We start from the raw sequence: 14,448 nt of genomic DNA on the forward strand, positions 1-14,448 counted from the left end.
GGGGGAGCGATGCGGCGCTTCTTTAGGATGCCTGACACAGCTTTCGGGGCTTCTGATTCTGCTGGCGGGACCGTCCCCCATGTCAAAGGGTCCTGCACGAAGGGGAATTCTGTGTCTTCTGCGTTCTCTGTCCTGTCCGCGCGAGGGCGAGGCGCAGCCCGGCTCGCCGCCGCGGCCGTGGTGTGGGGGCTGGCCGCCGCGGGGACACTGTCCGCGGCCGGCCCGGCCGCCGCCGACGAGATCCCGCAGAACCAGGGCGGAGCGACCGCCACCATAGGAGACCTGAAGACGTACGGCTCGGCCATCGTTCACGAGAACGGCGAGGACTCCTGGGTCTCGGCGGGCCTGTTCGAGATGACCGTCGAGAACGGCGGCATGCTCCAGACCTACGGCATCGACCTCCACAACCCGACCCAGCGGGACGCCAGATACCAGGAGACCTCCTGGAGCGGCACGTCGCTGAGCGGCAACAAGAACGCGGGCAAGATCCGCTGGATCCTCGAGAACTCCTATCCGCAGGTGAACGACCTGGCGGCGCTGGCGGACAAGGCCGGAGTCGCCGGCCTCACCGAGCAGGACGCCGCGGCCGGCACCCAGGTGGCGATCTGGCGGTACTCGGACGGCGCCGACGTGGACGCGGCGGACCCGCGGGCGGAGAAGCTCGCCGACTATCTCCAGAAGAACGCGCGGAACCTCGCGGAGCCCGCGGCCTCGCTCACGCTCACTCCGGCCGCGGTGTCCGGCCACCCCGGTGAGCGGCTCGGCCCGGTCACGGTGCACACCGGCGCGGGCAGTGTGACGGTGACCCCGCCCACGGACATCGCGGCAGGCGGTGTGAAGGTCGTCGACAAGGACGGCAGACCGGTCACCTCGGCGAAGAACGGCAGCCGCCTCTTCTTCGACGTGCCGAAGGACGCCGCGGACGGCTCCACCGCCCTGACCGTGCAGGCCTCCACGACCGTGCCGGTCGGCCGCGCCTTCACCTCGGAGACCCGCAGCCAGACACAGATCCTCGCCGGATCCAGCGAGTCCACCGTCTCCGCCGGCGCGACCGCGAACTGGGCGGCGAAGGGCGCGATACCCGCCCTGTCCGCCCAGAAGGACTGCGCCAAGGGCGGCGTCGACATCACGACCGCGAACAAGGGCGAACAGGCGTTCACGTTCGAGCTGATGGGCGTCGAGCACACCGTCGCGGCGGGCGTCTCCGAGACCCTCACGATCCCGCTCCAGGAAGACCAGGCCTACGACTTCACGATCGGCGGCGCGGACGGCCTCGGGAAGCGGTTCAAGGGCGTACTGGACTGCAAGACCCAGAGCGGCACGAGCGGCATCTCGGCCCAGACGTTCAGCGAGCCCAGCCCGGCGTCCGTCGGAGGCTCCAGCGGGGGCACCGACCTCGCTGAGACCGGCGGCTCCGGACTGACCCCGGTCATCGCGGGCGCGGCCATCGCCCTCGTCGTGATCGGCGGCGCCGTGGTGGTCCTCCTCGGCAGGAAGCAGAACCCGCCGCAGCTCTGACGGCACAGCGCCGGACCGGGGGCCGCTCCGGCACTCCGGCACTCCGGCCACCAAATGAACAGCCGCCCCGGCCAAGCGAGTCGGCGGGGCGGCGGTCGCGACGGGAACGACGGGAACTAGGAGCGGGTGCTCCGGACGCGGACGACGGCGAAGGCGGCCGCGACCAGGCCGAGGACACCGACGATCAGACCCGCGGTGCCGAGGGCGCGCGCGGTGGAGTCACTGCTCTTGGCACTGGCTGTCGACTTCTCGGCGGCCGAGGGCGCGGACGGGGAGGACGTCGAGGACGAGCCGGAGCCGGAGGCGCCGGTGCCGGCCGAAGCGGGCGCGGCTCCCGCGCCCTTGGCGGTGAGGGCGAGCGCCGGAGCGGGGCTCTCCGGCTCCTCCTGGCCCTTCTGCTGCTGCTCGATCCAGCGGACCACGTTGCCGTCCGAGTAGGTCTGGAGGGTCTTGAAGGTCAACTGGTCGACGTCGTCGGGGAGCTGGCCGAAGGCGACCTGGAAGTCCTGGAACTCGCCGTGGCGGATCCGGCCGCCGGTCCAGGTGATCTCGGAGACGGCGTCGGTGATCGTGCCGTCGTCCGTCTTGACGGGCTTCTTCAGCTTGACGGTCGTCGCCTTGGCGGTCCAGCCCGCCTGCGGCGTGACCAGGACACCCAGGAGGGGGTGATCGGTCGGCAGGAAGATCTGCACCTTGGTGGTGCTGGCGGTGTCCTCCTCGTTGGGGACACGGAAGCTCAGGAGACCGTCCGTGGCTCCCTTGGTGTAGCTCTCGGGGTGGACCGTCACATGCGCGGAGGCGGCGCCCGCGGCGGCGAGGACGCCCGCGGTGACGAGGGCGGCGACGGTACCGGTGCGGCGCAGGGTGGTGCTGATCGAGGACATCCGGGGAACTCCGTACTGAGGGGGAACATGGTCAGGGCGTGGGAGCAAGCCCTGTCGGCGGTCCCCGCCGCGAGACGGCGTGACGCAGCAGCGCCCGGCCGAGCGGCCACGGCGCGGCCGGTGTACGGCCGGTGGTGTCCCCGTACGGGCGTACCGGACGCGCGCCCGTCCTCGTCCTCCACCACGCGGCGAGGCCCGGCACGAACGACACGGCCCGGCGCAGCAGGGACCACAGGGCCGCCTCACCGCGTCGCAGCCACCAGGTCGCCAGCAGGGCCGCGACGACATGCGCGGCCGTGGCGTGCGGGGTCAGCGCGTGGACGGACGGCTGTGCCATGTGCATCCCGGGCATGGTCATCGCCATGCGCGGCCCGGCGGCCCCGAAGCCGAGGTGGAGTCCGGCCTGTGCGACCAGCATGGCGCCGCCTATGCCGGGCAGGGACCGTTCGCGGCCGCCCAGGGCACAGCCGGCGGCGAAGACGGAGAGGAGCCCGGCGCCCTCGGCCCAGAGCGGCGGCGCCTGTCCGGTGGCGAGCAGGTGCCCGCCCGCGGCCAGCAGCACGCACAGGACGGCGAACACCGCGGCGCGCAGACTCCGTACCGCCGGCGACGCATTCATGGTGCCCAGATACTCCCATGGGGAGTCGGTGGCCGTGCGGCTTCCCCCCGCGGTCCGCGTCACGGTCCGCCCGGCTCCCCCGGACGTGGCTCGGGTAGGGTCCGGATGAGCCTGGAAGGGACCCGTCATGCGTCTTCGCTGTGCCGTGCTGGACGACCATCAGGGCGTCGCGACGGAGGTCGCCGACTGGTCGCCCGTCGCGGACACCGTGGAAGTGACCTGTTTCGAGCGGCACTTGGGTGATGAGGACGCGCTGGCCGCGGCGCTGGCCGACTTCGACATCGTCGTCACGCTGCGCGAACGCGTGCCCTTCCCCGGATCTCTGATCGAACGGCTTCCGCGGCTGAAGCTGCTGATCGCCTCCGGGATGCGCAACGGCGTGATCGACTACGTCGCGGCCGGGGCGCACGGGGTGACCGTGTGCGGCACGCCGAGTTCCTCGACTCCCCCGGTCGAGCTGACCTGGGCCCTGCTGCTCGGCCTCGCGCGGGGGATCGTCACGGAGAACGGCGCCCTGCGGGCGGGCGGTCCCTGGCAGAGCACGGTCGGTGCCGACCTGCACGGGCGCCGGCTCGGGCTGCTGGGGCTCGGCAGGATCGGCGGCAAGGTGGCCCAGGTGGGGCTCGCGTTCGGTATGCGGGTCGGCGCGTGGAGCCAGAACCTGACCGCGGAACGGGCCGAGGAGGTGGGAGTGGAGCTCGCGCCCTCCAAGGAGGAACTGCTGTCGGGCAGCGACTTCGTCTCCGTGCATCTGGCGCTCGGCGATCGCACCCGGGGGCTCGTGGGCGCCGCCGAGCTGGCCCTCCTCAAGCCGACCGCCTTCCTCGTCAACACCTCGCGCTCGGCGATCGTCGACCAGGACGCCCTGCTGGCCGCGCTGCACGCGGGACGGATCGCCGGGGCGGGCGTCGACGTGTTCGACACCGAGCCGCTGCCCGCCGGTCATCCGATGCGCTCGGCCCCGCGGCTGCTGGCCACCCCGCACCTCGGATACGTGTCCCGTTCCAACTACGAGACGTACTACGGCGCGGCCGTCGAGAACATCCGGGCGTTCCTGGCGGGCACACCGCTGCGCCTCCTCGGCTGACCCCGCCCCGCCCCTGTCCGCCTCTCCTCCTTCCCCGCCCCACGCGGGCCGGGCCGGACGAACGGCCGCTCTTGCGGCCCCTGTTCGAAGAGTGATCCCCTGCCGGGTGCCCGTGACCAGGTGTGGACGGACGCGTTGAACGGGACGTGCGGTCGCGTTTGAGCCATCGCACTCATCGACTCATAAGGAGAACGTGATGTCTCGCATCGCGAAGGCCGCCGCAGTGGTCGTGGGCACGGGCGCCGTGGCCCTCAGCGGGGCCGGTATGGCCATGGCTGACGCCGGCGCCCAGGGCGGGGCCGTCGGCTCGCCCGGTGTCCTGTCGGGCAACGTCGTCCAGGCGCCGATCAACGTGCCGGTCAACCTGTGCGGCAACACGATCGACGTCGTCGGTCTGCTGAACCCGGCCTTCGGCAACACCTGCGTGAACGGCGGCGGCCACCTCAAGCAGCACCACACGCACAACACGCACGACACCCACGGCGCGCACGGCTACGGCAACTGAGCGCAGCACGCACGAGGCCCCGGCGGGAAGTCACCGCCGGGGCCTCGTCGTGTCCGCCGCGTGGGGCCGGACGTACCGGCGGGTGCGGTTACGCGTACCGGTAGATGTGGCTGTGGTCCTCCATCGACTCCGGCGTCACGCCCCACGGGGGCATCTTCTCGCGCCGGGCGACGATGCGCCGGTACTGGGAGTCGCGGGGTCCCGGCGGCCGCTCGGGCAGATAGCGGGCGCCCTGGTGCCGTTGCTGCCAGCGGGTCCACTGGAGGTCGACGAAGGCGTGGTGCAGCCAGAAGACGGGGTCGTTGACGGAGGCACCGCCGAGCATGTGGCCGCCGACCCAGCGGTGGACGCGGTTGTGGTTCTCCCAGGTGGCGTTGCCCGTCCCGTGCCCCCAGCCCTCCAGCCGGTTGCGGAAGCCGCGGGTGGTCGTGGAGTCATAGGGGGCCGTGTCGTAGACCGGGTCGGCGAGCGCGGTGTTCAGTGCGGCCGGGGTGGGCAGCTGGATCGGCTTGCTCGGGCGGCCGAACTCCCGCATGAGGAACGCCCCGTCGGTCACCCCCTCCTTGATCGTCCACTTGCCCGTGGCGTAGGCGAAGGGGCCGGTCATGACCTGCCGGTCCGTCCGGCGCCCGTTGCCGCCGAGCAGGTCCTTGGTCCACGGCGCCGAGGTCGCCGTACGGTTCCGCGTCCAGTCCCAGTACGGCACGCTCACCCCGGAGTCGACGCGTTGCAGCGCCTGTTCCAGGTCCAGCAGGAAGCACCGGTGCCAGGGCAGGAACGAGGGCGCCATGTGGGCCGCGCGCAGTCCGCCGTCGCCGTCGGAGACGTAGTAGTCGATGTGCCGGCGGACGAACTCGTCGTACTCCCCGCGGCGCTTGACCTCCAGCATCGCGGTGACGAAGCGGCGCCGCTCCGCGCTCGTGAGGGTGCTGACGTTCTTACGCGCGTACACCATGGTGGTGGACACCACCCTCCGTGGCGTTCTCCCGCCCGCCGTCCGTCACGCCGTTCATGCCCGTCATGCCCGCCATGCCTCTGAGCTGCTCGGACGGGCCCAGCTGGTCGACGGCCGCGCGGGCCGCCTCCAGGGGTGTCGGGTACGACTCGTAGTGGTCCACCATGCTGAGGTAGCTGCCGTCCGCGCGGCGCATCAGGTGGAGGGGCCGCCCGTCGACCGTGACCTGCCACTCACCGCCGGCGAACGCGGCCCGGCCGTCCGTGCCGCTCCTCGTGCCGAGGATGTGCCGGCCGCGGTACATCTCGTCGAAGGACAGGTCCCGGGAGTGGCGGCGCGGCGGCCGTGACGCCGCGACGACGGGGGCCAGCGCCACGCCGACGGCCGACACGAGCAGTCCCCGCAGCGCGCCGCGCCGGGTCAGCGCCAGTCCGCCCGCCATCCGTTCCGTCCTGCGGCCGCGTGCCGGGGCGGCGGGCACCCGGCCCCGTCCGCGCCTCGGCACTCTGTCCGACATCCAGCTGGCGAACATGCTTCTCTCCTCGACGGGTTGAGGCTGTTTCGGTCGGCTTCGGGACGTTCGCGGGAGGTTCGATCGACGGCGACGGCCGGCCAAGGCCCCGACCTCCGGCCCCGGCCCCCGCCCGTGAACGCCCGCGAACCGCCGACGCGGCTCGGGGTCCGTAGCACGTAACGATTGCGGGAACGTCATCGGATCAAGATTCCCCCGACGGACACATTAGTCTTCAGATAGGCGGATTCAGCTCGTCCAGAAATCCCACCAGCGGGTGAGGATCAGCATTCCGACGACTCCGATGTGCAGCGTCGGGAGAACCCAGGTGAACTCCGCGAAGAAACCCTTCAGCCATTCCGGTGCGGGCAGGAAATTGTTTCGTACGGTGAAGGACGTGACGTACCAGAACATGATGATCGTGGCGATCCAGGCCAGACAGCACCACAGGCACAGTGCGTTGATCCGGTAGAACGACTGGAACTGGAGCCAGCTGACGAATCCGACGCCGAACAACGTGCCCGCGTCGAACGTCAGCCAGTACCACCGGGGAAATCCCGCACCGGTCAGCAGACTCACGCCGACGCAGATCACCACGCTGTACGCGACCAGACCCAGCATCGGGTTGGGGAACCCGAAGGCCGAGGCCTGCTCGCTCTTCATGACGCTGCCGCAGGAGACCACCGGGTTCAGGCTGCACCCCGGGACGAAGTTCGGGTTCTCCAGCAGTTTGAACTTGTCGATCGTGATGACCCACGCGGCCAGCAGACCGGCGGCCCCGGTGATCACCATCAGCAGGGCGAAGGCCCGGCTGCTGCCCGCGGTGTGTCCGCGCGCACCGAGCCCGCCGCCCGTCCCCGGGCCCGCGGCGGCCGTCATCAGCGACGCAGGCTGCGCGCGGGCAGCAGCACGTGGGACGCGCTGAGCAGGGTCTCCTCGTCGCCCGCGAAGGCCGTCAGGTCCTCGGCCGCGACGGGCTTGCCGGGCTGGGCCACGGGCCAGGCGCGGGTGGCGAACAGGAAGTAGGCGTAGCCGCGCTTGTCCACCGCCGCCAGCCACTCCGGCGGCGCGAGGCACTGGGCGTTGAGGTGCGGCATGCTGACGACGGCCTGGCCCGCCTCGACGAGCAGGGTGAGCGGCAGGCTCGGGTGCCGGGATCCGTCGATGAGCGTGTCGCCCACGGGCAGTCCGTTGTCGATCAGCAGCTGCCGGATGGCGGCCGCGGATCCCTCGGGACCCCCGTCGCCGTCTCCCAGCGAGTAGGCGAGGAGATAGGGCATGTCGCCGTCGGGGGCTTCTCCGCTGAACGCCATGACGGCGAGCGTGCCGAGATCGGCGTCCTGAAAGGGACGCATTTCGCTTGAGGTCGAGGTCATTGCGGAACCCTATCGATGCGCCCGTTCGGGTTCCCGACCGAAATCACCCGACCGGGCGATACCCAAGAGCGTGACCACACGAATGAGGTACGGGACTCGAACAGCGGGAAGGGCCGATTCCCTGCCTTCGGAATCAGCCCTTCCCGCCACGACTGCCGTACGGCGTCAGTGGTTGATGCAGGTGTTGCCGAAAGTCGGGTTCAGCAGACCGATGACGTCGACCGTGTTGCCGCAGACATTGACCGGGATGTGCACCGGAACCTGAAGGACGTTGCCCGACAGGACACCCGGAGAATTGACCGCGGCACCCTCGGCGCCGGAGTCGGCAGCGGCACTCCCCGCGGCGGCACCCGCGGCCATTCCGGCGGTGGCGAAAATAAGAGCGGCCTTCTTGGCAGTGTTCATTGTGATTCCTTTCATCGGAGCATTTCCTCAGAGCCTAGGGAAATGCTCGCGGGCATTGCGGAAAGACACGCGCGCAAGGGTTGCGACTAACCCTGAAGGGGAAGTCCGCCGAGGAGCTGGGCGGGAGAGGCGGTCGTGTTCAGCGTCTTCGTCGCGCCGTTCACGCCGTTGAGCACGGAGCCCTTGTTCTCACTGTCGAGCGCGTTCGACTGGTGCTGGAGGGGAAGGGCATCCTGCACGCTGAGCGAGTGCTGGCTGGTGACGGTCTCCAGGGCGCCGTTGAGGCTGGAGGGCGTGAGGCCGGAGGCACCGGCGGCGAACGCGGGCCCCGCGGCACCGGCGACGGCCAGGGAACCGGCGATCACGGCGGCGACCTTGAGCGACTTCATCGTGTTCCTTTCTTCGGCGACGGATGTCGCCGGAGGGAATTCCTCTGTGCGCTGCCTAACGAGCCCCGAACGCGACGGAAACTCCGCGTGCCGACATTCCTGCAACCACCGGGCCGCACGGACCGGTTCACCGTCCGGCGAGGCGGACCGGCCGCCCCTCGACGGGAACGCGGACCGATTGCCCCTCGACGCGACAACGCGGACCGGCCGCCCTCCGTTTCGGGAGGGCGGCCGGCCGGCCGGAAGGGTCCGCGACGGCGTCAGCCGTTGACGCAGGTGTTCCCGAACGCGGGGTTCAGCAGGCCGATGACGTTCACGGTGTTGCCGCAGACGTTGACCGGGATGTGAACGGGAACCTGAAGGACGTTGCCCGACAGGACGCCCGGGGAGTGGGCGGCCGCGCCGTGCGCGCCGCTGTCGGCGGCGGCGATACCGGCGGTGCCGGCCACGGCGGCGGCGGCAACGGAGGTCAGGGCCAGGCCCTTCGCGATACGCGACATGGAGAAGTGCTCCTTGGAAATCGACACAACATCCGGGCGGGATGCCCGGCTCCGAGTTCAACGCGCGGCGCACACAGGGGTTGTGCCTCCAAAGGAGTGATGTCCCGGACGGCCACGCTCCACCATTCCGACACACATCACAGCTTTCGATGACAAAGCGGGACAACAGCTAGAGTCTGGCTCTCCGAGGGCGCCCGGAAGCGGGCGTCGAGGGGCGCCGGGGGCTCGCGGGGAGCCGACGCGTACGTGTCTGATTTCTCGGATTTTCCGTCCGTCTGCTGGTCCAGAACCTTTTCCCCGAAAGGGCACCGCCGGTCATGCGTACTTCCCCGACCCTGTTGCTGCGCCGTGCGTTCGTGGGCTGTTGCGCCCTCGCCGCCCTCTGGGCGACGGGTGCGCCCGTGCCGGCGGGGGCAGCCGTGCCCGCCGGGAGACCCGCCGACAGTCCGCCCGCCGCCCAGGCGGAGTCGCTCCCGTTCACGCGGCGGTACCACGCGCTCCAGCACGGCGGCATCGTGCGGGCCGCCAACTCCTCGATCAGCTGCCGGAGTTCCACGAGGTCCGCCCTGCCCCGCGGCTCGTCGAGAACGGCCGGGGTCACCCGCGCGGCGACTCCCTCCTGTCCCGCGGTCCGCCGGGGCGCCCCGGCGTCCAACGGCGACTTCGACATGCTCTACATCGACGTCGACCACGACCCGAACACCTACAACTCTAGTCGCGCGGAGGTCCGTCTGCCGAAGGGCGCCCGGGTCACGTACGCGCGGCTGTACTGGGGCGGCAACCTCCGGGTCGGCGAGCAGAAGCCGCCGAAGGACGACGGGCGGGTGCTGATCGCCGAGCCCGGCGGCGCGTACAAGGAACTGCGCGCGGACCGCGTGGTCGGACACCGGGCGGCCCGCGGGGCGGACGCGTTCCAGGCCTCGGCGGACGTCACCCGGCTGGTGCGGGCGAGCGGTGCGGGCCTCTACACGGTGGCCCAGGTCAGTGTGGCGAAGGGCCGGTCCGCCGCCGGGGCGTGGGGCGGCTGGACGCTGATGGTCGCCTACGAGAAGAGGTCGGAGCCGCTGCGGCGGCTCTCGGTCTGGGACGGCTTCGGGACGCTCGGCCCCGGCGAGGAGCGGGTGATCCCGTTCGGCGGGCCGGACCTCCCCGGGCGGGTGCGGGGCACGGTGGGCCTGGTCGCGTACAACGGCGACCGCGGACGTACGGGCGACTCGCTGTCCGTCTCGACGGGCCAGGGCGCGCCGACGGCGCTGGGCGATTCCGCCAACCCCCGTGACGACGTGCTGAATTCGACCATCAGCGAGCCGGGGCCCGGTGCCGTCCGGCGGGTACCGGCGTACGCGAACACGCTCGGCTACGACTCCGACGTCCTCGAACTGGGCAAGGGGATCCGCGCCGGGGGTGACCAGTTGGCCTTCCGGATCGTTTCGCAGCGGGACGCGGCCTGGGTCGGAGCACTGTTCGCCGCCGTCGACGCGAAGCAGTGACGCGCGCACCGGCGCGCCGCCCGTCAGCGAGGAACCGCGCATGCATCTGCCAACAGACCCTCCGCCGCGGGTCCTTCATGTCACGCAGCCGGTCGACGGCGGTGTCGCCCGCGTGGTCGGCGACCTCGTCGGGGCGCAGCTCGCCGCCGGAACACGGGTGACCGTCGCCTGCCCGGACGGCAACGCCTTCGCCCGGGAGATCCGGGCACTCGGCGCGGACGTGCGCCCCTGGCACGCGACGCGGGCACCGGGGCCGCAGCTGGCCCAGGAGGTACGGCGGCTCGGCCGGGTGCTGGCGCGGGTGCGGCCCGACGTGGTGCACGCGCACAGCGCGAAGGCGGGGCTCGCGGCCCGGCTCGCCCTGCGAGGACGGGTGCCGACGGTGTTCCAGCCGCACGCCTGGTCGTTCGAGGCCGTCGACGGTGCCGCCGCGGCGCTCGCGCTGCGCTGGGAGCGCTGGGGGGCGCGCTGGGCGTCCCGGGTGGTGTGCGTCAGCGAGGCGGAGCGCGCGACCGGCGTACGAGCCGGAGTGCGCGCCCCCTGGAAGGTGATCCCGAACGGCGTCGACCCCGGGCGTTTCCACCCCGCCGCCGTGGACACCGTACGAGCCGCTCTGCCGCTGCTCGCGGGGGTCGATCCGGCGGCTCCGCTGGTGGTGTGCGTGGGGCGGCTGTGCCGGCAGAAGGGGCAGGACATCCTGCTCGACGCCTGGCCCTCGGTGCTGCGGCGGGTGCCCACGGCGCGACTCGTGCTCGTCGGGGACGGACCCGACGCCGCGCGGCTGGGCGCCGGGGCACCACGTGATGTGCTCTTCGCCGGGGCCGCCGCCGACACGGTCCCCTGGTACCAGGCCGCCGATCTGGTGGTGCTGCCCTCCCGCTGGGAAGGCATGGCCCTGGCCCCGCTGGAGGCCATGGCCTGCGGGCGCCCGGTCGTCATGACGGACGTCGACGGCGCCCGCGAGAGCCTGCCGCCGGACCACGACACCCGCTGTCTGGTGGCCTCGCCCGAACCGGCACCGCTCGCCGAGGCGATCGGCGCGCTGCTGGCCGATCCCCTGCTGCGCGAATCGCTCGGCCACCAGGGGCGCCGCCACGTACTGACCACGCACGACGTGCGCCTGACGGCCGACGCGGTCGCGGGGGTGTACCGCGACCTGCTGTCCGGCCGACCACCGCAGCACTCCGGGAGCGTCCTGTGCACGCACCCCGGGAGCGTCATGTGCGCGGACCACACCGAGTGCAGGGAGTCCATCCACTCGTGACTGCGGAAAGCACCGTTCCCTCCCCCGGCGGCCAGCCCCGGGAGTACGGATCCTCGTCCGTCTCGGTCATGCCTTCGCGCGAGACCGACGGCGGTTTCAGATTCCCGGCCGGACAGCGGAACACGGTCCGGCGGGCCTCCTGGCTGCCGCTGGCCGCCCTGGACGCGGCCGCGGCGCTGGTGGCCGGAGAGACGCTCACCGAGATCCAGCGGCATCCGCCGATCGTCGTGGCCCTGCTGCTCGGAGTGCTCTGCCTCAACACACGGGCGGCGCTGTACCGGCCGGTGCCGCTGCCCGCCCTGCTCGACGAACTGCCCGCCGTCTGCGCGCGGATCGCGGTCACCTGGTGCGCCCTGGCCGCCGCCTTCGCCGCCTTCGCGCCGGACGAGGCGCTGTCGGCCCGGACGCTGGCCCTGGGCTGCGCCGTACAGTCGCTGATCAGCTGTGCGGGCCGCGGCACGGTGCACTGGCGGCGCCGCCGCTTCCTCGCCCAGCACCCCGGTGCCGCTCTGGTGGTCGGTCCCGCCGGGACGGCGCAGCGGGTGGCCGCGGCCTTCCTGCGCCGTCCCGACTGCGGCGTACGGCCGGTCGGTGTCGTCTCCGACCGGCCGACCGGACTCGACGGACTGCCCGTGCTCACCACCGGCGAGGAGGTGCAGCGGGCGCTCATCCAGAACGGCGTCCGGGCCGTGCTGGTGGTGGAACCGCCGAGCCGGCGCGGACCGATGCTGCGGGCGCTGGCGCTGGCGGGCTGCGAGCTGTGGGAGGTCGACCCGGACTGCCCGTCGTACGACCGCGAGGGCCGGCACACGCTGGCCGGCTTCGCCTGCCGCCCCCTGTCGATCGGCGGGCGGCGGGCGGGCCTCGCGAAGCGGCTCCTCGATGTCGCCGTCTCCGGAAGCCTGTTGCTGCTGGCCAGTCCGCTGCTCCTGGTGTTCGCGGCCGTCCTCCGGCTGACCGACGGGCCCGGGGTGGTGTTCCGGCAGGAGCGCATCGGCAAGGACGGACGGCCGTTCACGCTGCTGAAGTTCCGCACCCACCGCCCGGTCGACGCGCACGAGGCCGCGACCCGCTGGAGCGTGGCGGGCGAGCAGGAGATGAGCCGCTTCTGCCGCTTCCTCAGACGCACCTCGCTCGACGAACTGCTCCAGCTCCTGAACGTCCTGTGGGGGGACATGAGCCTGGTCGGACCACGCCCCGAACGGCCGTACTTCGTGGCCAAGTTCAGCCAGACCTACCCCGGCTACGCGGCCCGTCACCGGATGCAGACCGGCATCACCGGACTCGCGCAGGTGCACGGGCTGCGCGGCGACACCTCGATCGAGGACCGCTGCCGGTTCGACAACGCGTACATCGACAACTGGTCGATGTGGCAGGACATCTGCATCCTGCTGCGCACGGCCGCGGCGCTGGTGCGCCCGACGGGGAGCTGAGCCGGTGAGCCAGGTCCTGCCCCTCACTCCCCTGGACAGCCTGACCGCCGCCCTGCGGCGCGCGCTGCCGGTGCTGCCCGTCGTCGCGGTGATCGCGCTGCTCGCCCTGCCGATCGCGCCGAGCGGCGAGGGCGGCGCGAACATCGCGGACGCCATGTCGGGTCTCGTGGTGCTCTGCTGCGCGATCCATCTCCTGCGGACCCGCCGCCGCCCCCTGTCCAGGACCGCGGCCCTGGTCCTCGGGCTCCCGGTGGTCGGCATCTCGGTCGCGGCGGCCGGGGCGGCGAACCCGGGGGCCGGGATCACCGGCCTCACCCGCTATCTCCAGATCTTCGTGCTGGTGCCGGCCGCGGTCCTGCTGCTCGTGCGCGACCGGCGCGATCTGCGGCTGCTGGCCTGGTCGTTCGTCGCGCTGGCGCTGTGGCAGGGGGCGGTCGGGGTACGGCAGTACGTCACCGGGACCGGCGCCTCCTACCAGGGCGAGGACGTCCGCGCGGTCGGTACGTTCGGGCCGACCGACGTGATGGGCATGGCCACGGTGGTCGCCTTCGGGCTGGTGTGCGCGGTGGCCCTGGCCCTGGGAACGGCCGACGCACGGCAGCGTTCCGTCGCCGTGCTGTGCACGCTCGTCCTGCTGCCGCCGCTGGCCGTCTCGTTCAGCCGGGGCGCGTGGATCGCCACGGCCGTGGCCTGCGGGGCACAGCTGGTCCTCGCGGGGCTGCGGCGCGCGGTGAAGGTGGTCGCGGCGCTGGCGGCGGCCGGGGTGATCATGGTGGGCGGCCTCGGCCTCGGCAGCGCCATGCTCCAGGAGCGGATCGCCAGCATCACGCAGGTCACCGACGCGCCGGACCAGTCGGTGACCGACCGGTACACGATGTGGGCGGCGGCCGCGGGCATGTGGCGCGAACACCCGCTGACGGGCGTCGGGCTGAAGGGCTTCCCCGACAACCGGGACGGTCACGCCTCGCTCGCGCTCTCCTCGGGCAGCGACATCGCGGGCGCGGGCGCCGCCTATCACAAGCAGGCGCTGCTCTCGCCGCACAACATGTACCTCCTGGTGCTCAGCGAGCAGGGCCTCATCGGCCTGCTCGCCCTGGCCGGCAGCTGGCTGGCGCTGCTGGTGTGCGCGCTGCGCGGACTGGTCCGCGTACGCCGCGCGCCACGGGAGGTCACGCGCCACGGCCCCGCCACCGGACCCTCGCTCACCGCAGGCCCCGCCCGGCGCGGCACGGACTGCGGGCTCGTGGCGTGCGGGCTGCTCGTCTGGCAGCTGGTCGACTTCGTGTACGCGGACATCGGCGGCCCCTCCACGGTCCTGACGGCCGTCGTCTTCGGCGTCATCGGCTGGTGGGCGCTGATGGACCCGTCCGCGGCACCCGCGGGCGACGCGTCGGCACCGGCCGCCGTACGGGAAGAGGCCGCGGCGCGATGACGGTGACGCCACCCAGGGCGGGGGAAGGCCAGGACACGGGGCCGGGCTCCGGCACGAAGGCCCGTGCGGGAACCGGGGTC

16 protein-coding genes are annotated in these 14,448 nt (G+C 72.3%); 7 read left to right on the forward strand and 9 right to left on the reverse strand.

The features are described 5' to 3' along the window. The first annotated feature begins 111 nt into the window (after positions 1-111). Complete coding sequence (locus tag ACZ4AA_RS02985) at positions 112-1,518, forward strand: Cys-Gln thioester bond-forming surface protein (RefSeq protein ID WP_467594220.1); 1,407 nt, start codon at positions 112-114, stop codon at positions 1,516-1,518. Positions 1,519-1,634: 116 nt separating this feature from the next. Here the strand turns inward: ACZ4AA_RS02985 and ACZ4AA_RS02990 are convergent, their stop codons facing one another. Both ACZ4AA_RS02990 and ACZ4AA_RS02995 read right to left on the reverse strand, forming a co-directional pair. Then, positions 1,635-2,402 carry a YcnI family protein gene (locus ACZ4AA_RS02990; RefSeq protein WP_467594223.1) on the reverse strand — a complete coding sequence of 256 codons (768 nt, stop codon included), beginning with the start codon at positions 2,400-2,402 and terminating at the stop codon, positions 1,635-1,637. Between the two features lie 31 nt (positions 2,403-2,433). After that, positions 2,434-3,021, reverse strand: a complete 588-nt coding sequence (locus ACZ4AA_RS02995; RefSeq protein ID WP_467594226.1) for a hypothetical protein — start codon at positions 3,019-3,021, stop codon at positions 2,434-2,436. 127 nt (positions 3,022-3,148) lie between these two features. Between ACZ4AA_RS02995 and ACZ4AA_RS03000 the strand changes: the two genes are divergently transcribed. Continuing rightward, complete coding sequence (locus ACZ4AA_RS03000) at positions 3,149-4,108, forward strand: D-2-hydroxyacid dehydrogenase family protein (RefSeq protein ID WP_467594229.1); 960 nt, start codon at positions 3,149-3,151, stop codon at positions 4,106-4,108. A 196-nt stretch (positions 4,109-4,304) separates the two neighbouring features. Continuing rightward, on the forward strand, positions 4,305-4,613 hold the full coding sequence (locus tag ACZ4AA_RS03005; protein WP_467594233.1) for a chaplin: 309 nt from the start codon (positions 4,305-4,307) through the stop codon (positions 4,611-4,613). Positions 4,614-4,701: 88 nt separating this feature from the next. Here ACZ4AA_RS03005 and ACZ4AA_RS03010 read toward each other — a convergent pair whose 3' ends face one another. From ACZ4AA_RS03010 to chpG, 7 genes are all read right to left on the reverse strand, one after another. Further along, positions 4,702-5,568, reverse strand: coding sequence for a tyrosinase family protein (locus tag ACZ4AA_RS03010; RefSeq protein ID WP_467595109.1), 867 nt, complete (start codon positions 5,566-5,568; stop codon positions 4,702-4,704). Then, the gene (locus tag ACZ4AA_RS03015) at positions 5,552-6,010 is read right to left on the reverse strand and encodes a tyrosinase family oxidase copper chaperone (RefSeq protein ID WP_467595112.1); all 459 of its coding nucleotides are present in this window, start codon (positions 6,008-6,010) and stop codon (positions 5,552-5,554) included. The genes ACZ4AA_RS03010 and ACZ4AA_RS03015 overlap by 17 nt, the downstream gene beginning before the upstream one ends. Positions 6,011-6,328: 318 nt before the next feature. Then, complete coding sequence (locus ACZ4AA_RS03020) at positions 6,329-6,958, reverse strand: vitamin K epoxide reductase family protein (protein WP_467594236.1); 630 nt, start codon at positions 6,956-6,958, stop codon at positions 6,329-6,331. After that, positions 6,958-7,455 (reverse strand): DUF5949 family protein, encoded by a 498-nt coding sequence (locus tag ACZ4AA_RS03025; RefSeq protein WP_467594239.1) that lies wholly within the window; start codon positions 7,453-7,455, stop codon positions 6,958-6,960. Before ACZ4AA_RS03025 ends, ACZ4AA_RS03020 begins: the two co-directional genes overlap by 1 nt. 165 nt (positions 7,456-7,620) lie before the next feature. Then, the gene (locus ACZ4AA_RS03030) at positions 7,621-7,860 is read right to left on the reverse strand and encodes a chaplin (protein WP_398457204.1); all 240 of its coding nucleotides are present in this window, start codon (positions 7,858-7,860) and stop codon (positions 7,621-7,623) included. 86 nt (positions 7,861-7,946) lie between these two features. Further along, a complete protein-coding gene (locus ACZ4AA_RS03035; RefSeq protein ID WP_467594243.1) occupies positions 7,947-8,249 on the reverse strand; it encodes a hypothetical protein in 303 nt (100 codons plus the stop codon). A gap of 260 nt (positions 8,250-8,509) precedes the next feature. Continuing rightward, entirely contained in the window at positions 8,510-8,749 is a 240-nt protein-coding gene (gene chpG, locus ACZ4AA_RS03040) for a chaplin ChpG (protein WP_339129423.1), read from the reverse strand. A gap of 317 nt (positions 8,750-9,066) precedes the next feature. Here chpG and ACZ4AA_RS03045 point away from each other — a divergent pair, with 317 nt between their 5' ends. Genes ACZ4AA_RS03045 through ACZ4AA_RS03060 form a run of 4 tightly spaced genes read left to right on the forward strand, consistent with a single transcriptional unit; the run spans position 9,067 to position 14,368 of the window. Beyond that, positions 9,067-10,239 (forward strand): DUF3344 domain-containing protein, encoded by a 1,173-nt coding sequence (locus ACZ4AA_RS03045; RefSeq protein ID WP_467594248.1) that lies wholly within the window; start codon positions 9,067-9,069, stop codon positions 10,237-10,239. A 40-nt stretch (positions 10,240-10,279) separates the two neighbouring features. Continuing rightward, positions 10,280-11,503, forward strand: a complete 1,224-nt coding sequence (locus tag ACZ4AA_RS03050) for a glycosyltransferase family 4 protein (RefSeq protein WP_467594251.1) — start codon at positions 10,280-10,282, stop codon at positions 11,501-11,503. Then, positions 11,500-12,936 carry an exopolysaccharide biosynthesis polyprenyl glycosylphosphotransferase gene (locus tag ACZ4AA_RS03055; protein WP_467594254.1) on the forward strand — a complete coding sequence of 479 codons (1,437 nt, stop codon included), beginning with the start codon at positions 11,500-11,502 and terminating at the stop codon, positions 12,934-12,936. Before ACZ4AA_RS03050 ends, ACZ4AA_RS03055 begins: the two co-directional genes overlap by 4 nt. Positions 12,937-12,940: 4 nt before the next feature. After that, positions 12,941-14,368, forward strand: a complete 1,428-nt coding sequence (locus tag ACZ4AA_RS03060; RefSeq protein WP_467594256.1) for an O-antigen ligase family protein — start codon at positions 12,941-12,943, stop codon at positions 14,366-14,368. Positions 14,369-14,448: the final 80 nt, after the last annotated feature.

This window comes from Streptomyces sp. NPDC024698, from assembly GCF_055559015.1.

Bases quoted from the DNA above. Each gene is read 5' to 3' on its own strand.
- ACZ4AA_RS02990 (WP_467594223.1), bottom strand. From the start codon at position 2,402: ATGTCCTCGATCAGCACCACCCTGCGCCGCACCGGTACCGTCGCCGCC.
- ACZ4AA_RS02995 (WP_467594226.1), bottom strand. From the start codon at position 3,021: ATGAATGCGTCGCCGGCGGTACGGAGTCTGCGCGCCGCGGTGTTCGCC.
- ACZ4AA_RS03000 (WP_467594229.1), top strand. From the start codon at position 3,149: ATGCGTCTTCGCTGTGCCGTGCTGGACGACCATCAGGGCGTCGCGACG.
- ACZ4AA_RS03005 (WP_467594233.1), top strand. From the start codon at position 4,305: ATGTCTCGCATCGCGAAGGCCGCCGCAGTGGTCGTGGGCACGGGCGCC.
- ACZ4AA_RS03010 (WP_467595109.1), bottom strand. From the start codon at position 5,568: ATGGTGTACGCGCGTAAGAACGTCAGCACCCTCACGAGCGCGGAGCGG.
- ACZ4AA_RS03015 (WP_467595112.1), bottom strand. From the start codon at position 6,010: ATGGCGGGCGGACTGGCGCTGACCCGGCGCGGCGCGCTGCGGGGACTG.
- ACZ4AA_RS03020 (WP_467594236.1), bottom strand. From the start codon at position 6,958: ATGACGGCCGCCGCGGGCCCGGGGACGGGCGGCGGGCTCGGTGCGCGC.
- ACZ4AA_RS03025 (WP_467594239.1), bottom strand. From the start codon at position 7,455: ATGACCTCGACCTCAAGCGAAATGCGTCCCTTTCAGGACGCCGATCTC.
- ACZ4AA_RS03030 (WP_398457204.1), bottom strand. From the start codon at position 7,860: ATGAACACTGCCAAGAAGGCCGCTCTTATTTTCGCCACCGCCGGAATG.
- ACZ4AA_RS03035 (WP_467594243.1), bottom strand. From the start codon at position 8,249: ATGAAGTCGCTCAAGGTCGCCGCCGTGATCGCCGGTTCCCTGGCCGTC.
- chpG (WP_339129423.1), bottom strand. From the start codon at position 8,749: ATGTCGCGTATCGCGAAGGGCCTGGCCCTGACCTCCGTTGCCGCCGCC.
- ACZ4AA_RS03045 (WP_467594248.1), top strand. From the start codon at position 9,067: ATGCGTACTTCCCCGACCCTGTTGCTGCGCCGTGCGTTCGTGGGCTGT.
- ACZ4AA_RS03050 (WP_467594251.1), top strand. From the start codon at position 10,280: ATGCATCTGCCAACAGACCCTCCGCCGCGGGTCCTTCATGTCACGCAG.